Source organism: Pseudomonas sp. 58 R 3, from assembly GCF_900006605.1.
GTDB classification, from domain to species: Bacteria; Pseudomonadota; Gammaproteobacteria; order Pseudomonadales; family Pseudomonadaceae; genus Aquipseudomonas; species Aquipseudomonas salomonii.
Map to the genome: position 1 here is coordinate 165,543 of NZ_CVTT01000050.1, position 12,008 is coordinate 177,550.

A 12,008-nucleotide genomic window follows, 5' to 3' on the forward strand; every position below is an offset into this window, starting at 1 on the left:
AGTTCCAGCGCCGCCAACTAGCCCGACGAACGACCGTGCACCACTGCGCCTGGCAGCGCGTACCGCCCAACTCACTGCGCGGTCATCAGCGCGAAAGGTATAGTTCATATTCAGTTATGATGCGTCGACAACTTCAAGTATGCGTACCAACTGATCTATATCAACGAACGCTCAATAGCGGCAGTTACGTGCTGGATGACGTACCCGAACCACTTCATTATTGCGCTCATAACAACCCTTCGGTCGACGCTACACAACTCAAAAGAGCAATAGAACTACTTTGTCAATTGAAATATAAGCAGCGTTGAAACTGGAGCTGGAATGATTACCAAGACCCTCGCGATTATCGGCGCAGGCTTCTGCGGTTCGACGCTGGCTGTGCATTTGCTGCGCCACCCGCCGGCCACACCGCTGAAAATCCTGCTGATCAGCCGGCCAGGCAGCATGGCTCGGGGTATCGCCTACAGCACGCAGGCACGCGCGCACGTACTTAACGTGCCGGCCGGCAGGATGAATGCGCTGGCCGGCGAAGACGATAGCTTTTATGACTACATAAAACGCAGCCATCCCGACGCTACTCCCGCGCTCTTTGCGCAGCGGCGCCTTTACGGTGATTACTTGCAAGCACTGCTGCAACAGGCATCCGACAACGCCGCGCCCGGTTGCCAATTGCAGGAAGTGATTGGGGAAGTGGTCAAGATAATCCCTCAGCCAAATGCTCAGGGTGGCCTGCTGTTGATGGATAACGGCGAACATTACCGGGCCGACGCCATCGTTTTGAGCATTGGCAGTTGTGCGCGCCAAGCGCCATCCATTGCTCCCGAATATCGACCGTTCTATGAAAGCCCAGGCTATGTACACGACCCATGGCAGCCCGGCGCACTCGATCGTATCGGCACGAACGACCCGGTCTTCCTGATCGGTAGCGGGCTGACGATGCTGGATGTGGTACTCGACCTGCGCGACCGTGGGCACACCGGCTCTATTCAAGCCGTGTCACGCCGTGGTCTGCTGCCACAGCCCCACCGCGAACTGAACGCGCACCCCGACTACGACGAAGGGCTGGCACAGCACATGCTCAGCGATTGCAGGGTGCGTCACTATGTACGCGCAGTGCGTGATGCGATTCGCCAGCATGCGCAAGCTGGCGGAGACTGGCGAGATATCATCGGCGGGCTGAGATCTGCCACCCGGCAACTGTGGCACGCCTTGCCACTTAATGAACGCCTGCGTTTCCTGCGACATGTACGCCCCTACTGGGATGCCCATCGCCATCGTTGCGCCCCACAACCGGGGGCACGCATGCAGGAGGAACTGGCCAGTGGCAAACTCAAGCTGATGGCCGGTCGCATCGTCGGCTACACCTCAAACCCAGGCAGCGTGAGCGTTTGCGTACGCCGTCGTGGTACCCGCGTCGAAGAACAGCTGGAAGTCAAAGCGGTGATCAATTGCACAACGCCAGCACTGGACCTGCGTCAATTGGACGACCCGCTGCTCAAGTCCCTGCGGGCTGATGGCCTGCTGGTGCCTGACGCGCTCGGCACCGGCATGGCTATCGCACCGTCCGGCGCGCTGCTTGATTGCCATGCAGCACCGTCAGACTGGCTGTATTACGTCGGCCCCTTCCTCCAGGCGCGCGACTGGGAGGCCACCGCCGTCCCGGAACTGCGCGAGTACGTGAAGCAGATGGCACAGACTTTGGCCACGCCCCTCAGCCGAGCATGAATCGCGCGCTGCCGGGGCTCGTTTTGGCGAGCCCCGGCAGCACCGACTCAATGGTCAGTGTCCGGCTCAGCTTCTGCGAAACACAAACCCCAACCCAACAACGATCAACCCCATCCCCAGCACGCTCAACAGCGCAAGCCGATTGCCGAAGATCAGGTAGTCCATCACTGCCGTTACCGCCGGTACCAGGTAAAACAGGCTGGTGACATTCACCAGATTGCCACGCGCGATAAGTCGATACAGCAGCAACGTCGCCAGCAACGACACCACCAGCCCCATCCACAGCACCGGTAAGTAAAAACTGGCGCTTTGCTCAAAGTGGAACGGCTGGAACGGCACAAACACCGCGCACAGCAGCAGCCCCGCCACGTACTGCACCGGCAGCGTGCCCAACGGGTTGTCGGTGATACGTTTTTGCATGATCGAACCGAGCGTCATGCTGGCCAGCGCCAGCAAGCCGAACAGCATCCCGGCCAGGGACATACGCGACAGCCCGATGCCCTGATAGACCACCATGATCAACCCCGCCAACCCCAGCCCCAGGCCGAACAACCGGCTTAGCGAGCGCTGACGCTCCATCAGTACCACCGTAAGGATCGGCTGCACGCCCATGATGGTGGCCATCATCCCTGGCGTGACTTTGAGGTCCAGCGCCAGCAGGTAGAAAATCTGATACGCCCCCAACAACACCAGGCCGGTCGCCGCCGCGTACAGCATGGGTTTGCCGGGGCGCGGCAGTTTCAGCTTGAGGATCGGCACCAGGATCACCAGGCCCGCCAGGGCGATGGCAAAACGGATCAATAAGAAGGCAAAGGGTGAAGCATGGGCCAGGCCCCACTTGGAGAAAATCGCCCCGCTGCTCCACAGCAGGACAAACAGGCTCGTCGAGGCCGCCGCGGCCACGGATTGTTTCGAAAAAACAGACATGGTTACCACCTGTCATCAGGCAAAAAAGCCGATTCAGCAGACGCTGAGATTCAATGGTTTTTTTCAGGCGGGCAGACGGGAACAGCGATTCGCTGATCAGCCCGAAATGCCAACACCCGGCGGTGATACGACTGCGTACACCGGCGTGCTACTGACAGGCGGGGGATAGTGACTGATCTGCGCAGGCTGCTTGTTCCCACACGGCACGACCACAGCGTTGACCGCTGAATCGACTACCGCTATGCGCTGGGAAGCTGGCATGTGCTGATCTTTTTGAAGGGATAAAGACCCGGGAACTATAACCAGCCGCCAACCGGTTTTGCAATCACTTCACCCAAGCATTTTGCGTGGCAGAGTTTTCATGCCTGCAACGAAAACCGGTCGTTATAATGCTGGCCGGTTTTTTTCAAGGATTTCACATGTTTGCTCTGCCATGGCTGTACCTCGTGCTGCTTTCCATTGGCTATGTACTGGCCCTGACCTACGGGCAACTGGGCATGCTGGCGGCGGTCTCCGTGGTCATGTTGCTGATCGCAGGTTACGCCGTGCGCCAGCAACGCACCCCCTGGGCGCGTTACGTCGGGCACGGCCTGTTTATCGTGCTTGCGCTGGGTCTGGCGATGCATTGGCTGCCAGGCTTCTACAACGGCCGTGGCATCGCGCCTCAACGCTTTACGCCTGATTCAGTGCCCTTCTCGATGTACCTCAACCAGGACAAACCGTTGATCGGCTTCTGGCTGCTGCTGGCTTGCCCCTGGATCGTGGCACGCAGGTCATTGCGCCTGTCGATCTGCGTCACGGCGCTGGCCTTGACCCTGACGGCAGTCGCAGCATTGGGCGGCGCAATGTTGCTGGGGATGATCAGTTGGGCGCCCAAATGGCCGGAACAGGCGTGGTTGTGGGTATTGAACAACCTGCTGCTGGTGACCCTGGTTGAAGAGGCGCTGTTTCGTGGCTATATCCAGGGCGGCCTGAGCGAGCGCTTCAAACATCTGCCTTACGGCGAGAATGTGGCGCTGCTGCTGGCCTCGCTGTTATTCGGCTTGGTGCACCTGGGCGCAGGTTGGCACTGGGTATTGCTGGCCAGCATCGCCGGGGTCGGTTATGGCCTGGCGTATCGCTTTGGCGGGTTGGGCGCGGCAATTGCCACGCACTTCGGGCTGAACCTGCTTCACTTCGGGCTGTTTACCTACCCGATGCTGGCCGGCTGATTATTGCAAAAATAAGTTAAATAAAAGCCCGCAAGCGCCGATAACCCCTGAAAGCCTTGCGGATTGAACAACCATGCGTAATAACCAACCCGTTACCCAGCGCGAACGTACCTTCCCCGCTCAGCAACGGTTGATCTCCACCACGGATGCCAAAGGGGTCATTACCTACTGCAACGACGCTTTTGTCGAAATCAGTGGGTTCACCCGCGACGAACTGGTTCGAGCGCCGCACAACCTGGTGCGTCACCCGGATGTTCCGCCTGCGGTGTTCGCACACATGTGGTCCACGCTCAAACAAGGCTTGCCATGGATGGGCATCGTCAAGAACCGCTGCAAGACCGGCGATCACTACTGGGTTAACGCCTATGTGACACCGGTCTTCGATGGCAACCAGGTGATCGGCTACGAATCGGTGCGCATCAAGCCCACCGCCGAGCAGATCCGCCGGGCCGAAGCGCTCTATCAACGCATCAACCAGGGCAAGTCGGCCGTACCGCAGCGCGATAAGTGGCTGCCGGTGTTGCAGGACTGGCTGCCGTTTATCCTGGTCAGCCAACTGAGCTTCATGATCGGTGCATCGCTCAACTCCCACTGGGGCTTTGCCCTGGCGGCGGGCCTGTCGGTGCCACTGGGCCTGTTGGGGCTGAGTTGGCAGCAGCGCGGCCTCAAGCGCTTGCTGCGTTTGGCCGAACAGACCACGTCTGACCCGCTGATCGCGCAGATGTACACCGACAGCCGGGGCGCCCAGGCGCGGCTGGAGATGTCGATTCTCAGCCAGGAAGCGCGCTTGAAGACCTGTCTGACACGTTTGCAGGACACGGCCGAGCACCTCAACGACCAAGCGGCGCGGTCCAACACCCTGGCACATAACAGCTCCAGCGGCCTGGAACGCCAGCGCGTGGAAACCGAGCAGGTGGCCACGGCGGTCAACCAGATGGCAGCGACCACTCAGGAAGTCGCCAGCCATGTACAGCGCACGGCGGACGCCACCCAGGAAGCCAATCGCCTGACCGGTCGCGGCCGCGACATCGCCGGGGAAACCCGCGAGGCGATCCAGCGCCTGTCGGTGGCCGTGGGCGAGACAGGTGTGACCGTCACCCAACTGGCCAAGGACAGCGATGAAATCGGCGGCGTGGTCGATGTGATCAAAGGCATTGCCGACCAGACCAACCTGCTGGCACTGAACGCGGCCATCGAAGCGGCGCGCGCCGGTGAGATGGGCCGAGGTTTTGCGGTGGTGGCTGACGAAGTTCGCCAACTGGCGCAGCGCACCGCGGAGTCCACCGGGCAGATCCATACGCTGATCGCCAAGCTGCAACACACCGCAGCGGCGGCCGTGCAAACCATGGACGCCGGGCATCGCCAGGCTGAAGAAGGTGTGGCGCGGGTGATGGAGGCGGATCAGGCGTTGGTGGGCATCAGTGAGGCGGTGGCCAATATCACTGACATGACCACGCAGATTGCCGCCGCGACCGAAGAGCAAAGCGCAGTGGCCGAAGAGATCAGCCGCAACATCAGCACGATTGCGCTGTTGGCGGACCAGACCTCGGAGCAGGCCATGAACTCGGCGCAATTGAGTGAAGAGCTCACGCATACGGCCAATACCCAGTATTCGCTGGTAGCGCGTTTTAACCGGTAATTCGCTATACAGATCGTTCCCACGCTCTGCGTGGGAACGCCTCCTGTGACGCTCTGCGTCACGGCTTTAAAAGCGGACGCAGAGCGTCTAGGGCTGCATTCCCACGCGGAGCGTGGGAACGATCAAAGAACAGCCGCCCAAAAACTCAGCCACCTTCACCGCCGCAGCCTCCAGATGCTGCTCATGACTAAACCCCGAAGCCTTCAACGGCTTCAAATCATGATCCCCCGCCACCAGCCACATCACCTCGATACTCGGCGATAAGTCATACCCTTCCACCGTCGCCCGATTGCCCAGCGCATCGCGCTCGCCCTGCACAATCAACGTCGGCACCTTCAACCCGGCCAGATGTTCGACCCGAGGTTTTTCCGGCTTGCCCACCGCATAAAACGGATAACCCAAACACACCAGCCCGTCAGCCCCCAGCTCATCTGCCAACAAACTGGCCATGCGCCCGCCCATGGACTTGCCGCCAACCGCCAGCTTCCCAGCGACATGACGTCGCACCTCGGCATACACCTCACGCCAGCATTCGAGCAGTTTCGGCGCCGGGTTCGGCGGGCGTTTGCCGCCGTCGACGCGGCGTTGAGCCATGTAGGGGAACTCGAAGCGCAACACGTTCACACCATGCAGGGCAAGGCGTGCAGCCATGTCGTTCATGAAGGATGAGTCCATCGGTGCACCGGCGCCGTGGGCCAGGATCAGCGTCACCGGTTTGCGTGCGATAGCCACGGTCGCGGCATCCCACAACCAGCCTCGCTCGCGCACACACTGCGCCCATTGATCCCCGTCAATACTGGCCTTGTGCTCTTTGCCCATGCTTGCCTCGCTTTTTAGTCTGCCTATAACTCCAGCCCAAGTGCCGCATTTGCTTGGGTTGAACCGTGGATGGGGAACCATGAACACTACTTTAAGTACCGCCTATAACTACAAGGTGGTCCGCCAATTCGCCATTATGACGGTGGTGTGGGGCATCGTCGGCATGGGGCTCGGGGTTTTTCTCGCCGCCCAATTGGTATGGCCTGCGCTCAACTTCGATTTGCCCTGGACCAGCTTCGGCCGTTTGCGCCCGCTGCACACCAACGCGGTGATCTTCGCCTTTGGTGGCTGCGCACTGTTCGCCAGCTCGTTTTATTCGGTGCAACGCACCTGTCAAACCCAACTGTTCGCGCCGAAAATCGCCGCGTTCTGCTTCTGGGGCTGGCAGTTGGTCATCCTCCTGGCGGCGATCACCTTGCCGCTGGGTTACACCAGCTCCAAGGAATACGCCGAGCTGGAATGGCCGATCGACATCCTCATCACCATTGTCTGGGTGGCCTACGCCATCGTGTTCTTCGGCACGGTGATGAAGCGCAACACCAAGCACATCTACGTGGGCAACTGGTTCTTCGGTGCGTTCATCATCACCGTGGCCATCCTGCATATCGTCAACAACCTGGAAATCCCGGTCAGCCTGACCAAGTCCTACTCCCTCTACGGCGGTGCGACGGATGCCATGGTGCAGTGGTGGTATGGGCATAACGCCGTGGGCTTTTTCCTCACCGCAGGCTTCCTGGGGATGATGTATTACTTCGTGCCCAAGCAGGCCGAGCGTCCGGTGTATTCCTATCGTTTGTCCATCGTGCACTTCTGGGCGCTGATCACCCTGTACATCTGGGCCGGCCCCCACCACTTGCACTACACCGCGCTGCCGGACTGGGCACAGTCGCTGGGCATGGTGATGTCGCTGGTACTGCTGGCACCCAGCTGGGGCGGCATGATCAACGGCATGATGACCCTCTCGGGCGCCTGGCATAAGTTGCGCAGCGACCCGATTCTGCGCTTCCTCGTGGTCTCTCTGGCCTTCTACGGCATGTCGACCTTCGAAGGGCCGATGATGGCCATCAAGACGGTCAACGCCCTCTCCCACTACACCGACTGGACCATCGGCCACGTACACGCCGGCGCCCTCGGCTGGGTGGCGATGATTTCCATCGGCGCGCTGTACCACATGATTCCGAAAATCTTCGGCCGCGAGCAGATGTACAGCCTTGGCCTGATCAACGCGCACTTCTGGCTGGCCACCATCGGCACCGTGCTCTACATCGCTTCGATGTGGGTCAACGGCATTGCCCAGGGCCTGATGTGGCGTGCGGTCAACGAAGACGGCACCTTGACCTACTCCTTCGTCGAAACCCTGGTGGCCAGCCACCCTGGCTTCATCGTGCGGTTGGTGGGCGGTGCGATCTTCCTCAGCGGCATGTTGCTGATGGCTTACAACACCTGGCGCACCGTGCGCTCGGCGCAACCTGCCGAAGTCACCGCTGCGGCGCAGATGGCCTGAGGAGTCGATGATGAAACACGAAACGATTGAAAAGAACGTCGGCCTGTTGATGCTGCTCATGGTGCTTGCCGTGAGCATCGGCGGCCTGACCCAGATCGTCCCGCTGTTCTTCCAGGACGTCACCAACAAACCGGTGGAAGGCATGAAGCCCTACACCGCACTGCAACTGGAAGGTCGCGATATCTACATCCGCGAAGGCTGTGTGCAGTGCCACTCGCAGATGATCCGCCCGTTCCGCGCCGAAACCGAGCGCTACGGCCACTACTCGGTAGCCGGTGAAAGCGTGTGGGACCACCCGTTCCTGTGGGGCTCCAAGCGCACCGGGCCGGACCTGGCACGCGTCGGCGCACGCTACTCGGACGACTGGCACCGCGCGCACTTGTACAACCCGCGCAACGTGGTACCGGAGTCAAAAATGCCGGCCTACCCGTGGCTGGTTACAGCCCAAGTCGACAGCAGCCACACCGAGACCAAGTTGAAAGTGATGCGCACCCTCGGCGTGCCGTACACCGACGACGACATCGGTGGCGCCGTCGCCAGCCTCAAGGGCAAGACCGAGATGGACGCGCTGGTTTCGTACCTGCAAGTGCTCGGCACTGCCATCAAGAGCAAGAGGTGAGCCATGGGATTTGAATTCGATGCGGGCACCATCCGCGGCCTTGGCACGCTGGTGGTCGCCATCGCCTTTATCGGCCTGTCGCTGTGGGTGTTCAACAACCGGCGCAACGCGGACTTCGAGCAGGCCCGCCTGCTGCCGTTTGCCGATGAACCCTCCCCGTCCGACGCTCAAGAAGAGCCTGCAACAAGGAGCACCCAGCCATGACTACCTTTTGGAGTACATGGATCTGCGTATTGACCCTCGGCAGCCTGATCGGGCTGACCTGGCTGTTGGTCGGCACCCGCAAGGGCGAAACCAAAGGCAGCGTTGACCAGACCATGGGCCATGCCTTCGACGGCATCGAGGAATACGACAACCCGCTGCCCCAGTGGTGGTTCATGTTGTTCGCCGGCACCCTGGTGTTTGCGGTCGGCTACCTGATCCTCTACCCGGGCCTGGGCAACTGGAAAGGCGTGTTGCCGGGTTATGAAGACGGCTGGACCCAGACCAAGGAATGGGACAAGGAAATGGCCAAGGCTGATGCCAGGTTCGGGCCGATCTTCGCCAAATTCTCGGCCATGCCGGTGGAAGAAGTGGCCAAAGACCCGCAAGCGCTGAAAATGGGTGGGCGCCTGTTCGCCTCCAACTGCGCGGTGTGTCACGGCTCGGATGCCAAGGGCGCGTATGGTTTCCCGAACCTGGCGGACAACCTCTGGCGCTGGGGCGGCTCGGCTGAAGCAATCAAGGCGACGATCATGAGCGGGCGCCATGCGGCGATGCCGGCCTGGGGTGAAATCCTCGGTGAGGACGGCGTGAAGAATGTCGCCGCTTATGTGCGTCATGACCTGGCCAAGCTGCCGTTGCCGGCCGACAACAGCGCCGACCTGGTGGCCGGTCAAGCCGCGTTCAACACCACCTGCGTGGCGTGCCACGGCCCACAAGGCCACGGCATGGAAGCCATGGGTGCGCCGAACCTGACCGAGCCTGCCGGTTTCATCTACGGCACCAGCCTGGCCCAGTTGCAGCAGACCATCCGCCACGGTCGCCAAGGCCAGATGCCGGCGCAGGATGTACTGCAAGGCAATGACAAGGTGCACCTGCTGGCGGCGTACGTGTACAGCCTGTCCCATAACGCTGATGGCGCAACGCCAGAAAGCCAACCTGAGTAACTGAGCTGTGGCGAGGGAGCTTGTTCCCTCGCCACAGGTTCAGCGTTCGTTCTCGACATTACGCGGCCAAGTGTCGCACCCTTCCCAAGTCCAACTTTCCCCTCCTCACTTTCGGGTCTACGCTTGTTCCCACAGTGGACCAATCATGGCCTACGCGACGGTATTCGTTGCGCCCCTGAAAATTCCTGTCCACTCGATCAGCTTTCCATTTCCGATTTTGTCCCTACGCAAAACATGGAAAGGGCGCAGAATCTGGCTCGGAACGCATTGATACAGGTCAGTCATTGCGTTGCAATGGCCCCTCGCTTTCTACATACTTGCGGCCGATTTTACCTATAAAAAAACCTAAACCGTGGAACCTTAGAATGAGCACAGCAATCAGTCCGACTGCTTATAACTATAAGGTCGTCCGCCAGTTCGCCATCATGACGGTGGTCTGGGGGATCCTTGGCATGGGGCTCGGGGTGTTTATCGCCTCGCAACTGGTGTGGCCGGAATTGAATTTCGGTTTGCCATGGACGACCTTCGGCCGCCTGCGCCCGCTGCACACCAACCTGGTGATTTTCGCCTTCGGTGGTTGTGCGTTATTTGCCACTTCCTACTATGTCGTGCAGCGAACCTGCCAGACGCGACTGATCTCCGATGGCCTCGCCGCCTTCACCTTCTGGGGCTGGCAAGCCGTGATCCTCGGCGCCATCATCACCCTGCCGCTGGGCTACACCACCACCAAGGAATACGCCGAGCTGGAATGGCCGATCGCGATTTTGCTCGCCATCGTCTGGGTGACCTACGCCGTGGTGTTCTTCGGCACCATCGTCAAGCGCAAGACCAAGCACATCTATGTGGGCAACTGGTTCTACGGTGCCTTCATCCTGGTGACGGCGATGCTGCACATCGTCAACCACGCCTCCTTGCCGGTGAGCTGGTTCAAGTCCTACTCGGCCTATGCCGGGGCAACCGACGCAATGATCCAGTGGTGGTACGGCCACAACGCCGTGGGGTTCTTCCTCACCACCGGTTTCCTGGGGATGATGTACTACTTCGTGCCCAAGCAGGCCGAACGCCCGATCTACTCGTATCGCCTGTCCATCGTGCACTTCTGGGCGCTGATCACCCTGTACATCTGGGCCGGTCCTCACCACCTGCACTACACCGCACTGCCGGACTGGGCGCAATCGTTGGGCATGGCCATGTCGATCATCCTGCTGGCGCCAAGTTGGGGCGGCATGATCAACGGCATGATGACGCTGTCGGGCGCCTGGCATAAATTGCGCACCGACCCGATCCTGCGCTTTCTGGTGGTATCGCTGGCGTTCTACGGCATGTCGACCTTCGAAGGCCCGATGATGGCCATCAAGACGGTCAACTCGCTGTCCCACTACACCGACTGGACCATCGGCCACGTACACGCCGGTGCCCTCGGCTGGGTAGCGATGATTTCCATCGGCGCGCTGTACCACATGATCCCCAAACTGTTCGGCCGCCCACAGATGCACAGCGTTGGCCTGATCAACGCGCACTTCTGGCTGGCGACCATCGGTACTGTGCTCTACATCGCCTCGATGTGGGTCAACGGCATCACCCAGGGCCTGATGTGGCGTGCCATCAACGATGACGGCACCCTCACCTACTCCTTCGTCGAAGCGCTGCAAGCCAGCCATCCGGGTTACATCGTGCGCGCCCTGGGCGGTGCATTCTTTGCCTCCGGCATGTTCCTGATGGCCTACAACGTCTGGCGCACCGTGCGTGCCGCCGACCCGGTAGAAGCCGAAGCCGCCGCCAAGATCGCCGTTGTGGGAGCTCACTGATGAAGCATGAAGTAGTCGAGAAGAATATCGGCCTGCTGGCCTTCTTCATGGTCATCGCCGTGAGTATCGGCGGCCTGACCCAGATCGTTCCGCTGTTTTTCCAGGACGTGACCAACAAGCCGGTCGAAGGCATGAAGCCGCGCACCGCCCTTGAAGTCGAAGGCCGCGACGTCTACATCGCCAACGGCTGCGTAGGCTGCCACTCGCAGATGATCCGCCCGTTCCGTGCCGAAACCGAACGCTACGGCCACTACTCGGTAGCCGGTGAAAGCGTGTGGGACCACCCGTTCCTGTGGGGCTCCAAACGTACCGGCCCGGACCTGGCCCGTGTCGGCGGGCGTTACTCCGATGACTGGCAGCGCGCGCACTTGTACAACCCGCGCAACGTGGTGCCTGAGTCGAAAATGCCGGCGTACCCCTTCCTGGTGGAAAACAAGCTCGACGGCAAGGACACCGCCAAGAAGCTCGAAGTCCTGCGCACCCTGGGCGTGCCCTACACCGATGAAGACATCGCCGGTGCCGCCGCTGCCGTGAAGGGCAAGACCGAAATGGACGCATTGGTGGCCTACCTGCAAGGCCTTGGCACCATCATCAAAAGCAAACGGTGA

General features: G+C 60.5%; 11 protein-coding genes. 9 read left to right on the forward strand and 2 right to left on the reverse strand.

The window, feature by feature from the left end; all coding sequences use genetic code 11:
- The first annotated feature begins 321 nt into the window (after positions 1-321).
- On the forward strand, positions 322-1,725 hold the full coding sequence (locus BFP92_RS13350; RefSeq protein WP_065929834.1) for an FAD/NAD(P)-binding protein: 1,404 nt from the start codon (positions 322-324) through the stop codon (positions 1,723-1,725).
- A 66-nt stretch (positions 1,726-1,791) separates the two neighbouring features.
- On the opposite strand, the gene BFP92_RS13355 is transcribed toward BFP92_RS13350, so the two are convergent.
- On the reverse strand, positions 1,792-2,652 hold the full coding sequence (locus BFP92_RS13355; protein WP_065929835.1) for a DMT family transporter: 861 nt from the start codon (positions 2,650-2,652) through the stop codon (positions 1,792-1,794).
- A gap of 419 nt (positions 2,653-3,071) precedes the next feature.
- Here BFP92_RS13355 and BFP92_RS13360 point away from each other — a divergent pair, with 419 nt between their 5' ends.
- Together BFP92_RS13360 and BFP92_RS13365 are read left to right on the forward strand one after the other, a co-directional pair.
- A complete protein-coding gene (locus BFP92_RS13360) occupies positions 3,072-3,863 on the forward strand; it encodes a CPBP family intramembrane glutamic endopeptidase (protein WP_065929836.1) in 792 nt (263 codons plus the stop codon).
- A gap of 73 nt (positions 3,864-3,936) precedes the next feature.
- Complete coding sequence (locus BFP92_RS13365) at positions 3,937-5,502, forward strand: methyl-accepting chemotaxis protein (RefSeq protein WP_065929837.1); 1,566 nt, start codon at positions 3,937-3,939, stop codon at positions 5,500-5,502.
- Between the two features lie 87 nt (positions 5,503-5,589).
- Here BFP92_RS13365 and BFP92_RS13370 read toward each other — a convergent pair whose 3' ends face one another.
- A complete protein-coding gene (locus BFP92_RS13370) occupies positions 5,590-6,321 on the reverse strand; it encodes an alpha/beta family hydrolase (RefSeq protein ID WP_065929838.1) in 732 nt (243 codons plus the stop codon).
- A gap of 79 nt (positions 6,322-6,400) precedes the next feature.
- Between BFP92_RS13370 and ccoN (BFP92_RS13375) the strand changes: the two genes are divergently transcribed.
- From ccoN (BFP92_RS13375) to ccoO (BFP92_RS13400), 6 genes are all read left to right on the forward strand, one after another.
- A complete protein-coding gene (gene ccoN, locus BFP92_RS13375; protein WP_065929839.1) occupies positions 6,401-7,825 on the forward strand; it encodes a cytochrome-c oxidase, cbb3-type subunit I in 1,425 nt (474 codons plus the stop codon).
- Between the two features lie 10 nt (positions 7,826-7,835).
- The gene (gene ccoO / locus BFP92_RS13380) at positions 7,836-8,444 is read left to right on the forward strand and encodes a cytochrome-c oxidase, cbb3-type subunit II (RefSeq protein WP_065929840.1); all 609 of its coding nucleotides are present in this window, start codon (positions 7,836-7,838) and stop codon (positions 8,442-8,444) included.
- A gap of 3 nt (positions 8,445-8,447) precedes the next feature.
- Positions 8,448-8,648 carry a cbb3-type cytochrome oxidase subunit 3 gene (locus BFP92_RS13385; protein WP_056861518.1) on the forward strand — a complete coding sequence of 67 codons (201 nt, stop codon included), beginning with the start codon at positions 8,448-8,450 and terminating at the stop codon, positions 8,646-8,648.
- Complete coding sequence (gene ccoP / locus BFP92_RS13390; RefSeq protein ID WP_065929841.1) at positions 8,645-9,592, forward strand: cytochrome-c oxidase, cbb3-type subunit III; 948 nt, start codon at positions 8,645-8,647, stop codon at positions 9,590-9,592. Before BFP92_RS13385 ends, ccoP begins: the two co-directional genes overlap by 4 nt.
- Before the next feature lie 365 nt (positions 9,593-9,957).
- Complete coding sequence (ccoN, locus tag BFP92_RS13395; RefSeq protein ID WP_056861520.1) at positions 9,958-11,400, forward strand: cytochrome-c oxidase, cbb3-type subunit I; 1,443 nt, start codon at positions 9,958-9,960, stop codon at positions 11,398-11,400.
- Positions 11,400-12,008: a cytochrome-c oxidase, cbb3-type subunit II gene (ccoO, locus tag BFP92_RS13400; RefSeq protein WP_056861521.1), complete on the forward strand. Its 609-nt coding sequence runs from the start codon at positions 11,400-11,402 to the stop codon at positions 12,006-12,008. Before ccoN (BFP92_RS13395) ends, ccoO (BFP92_RS13400) begins: the two co-directional genes overlap by 1 nt.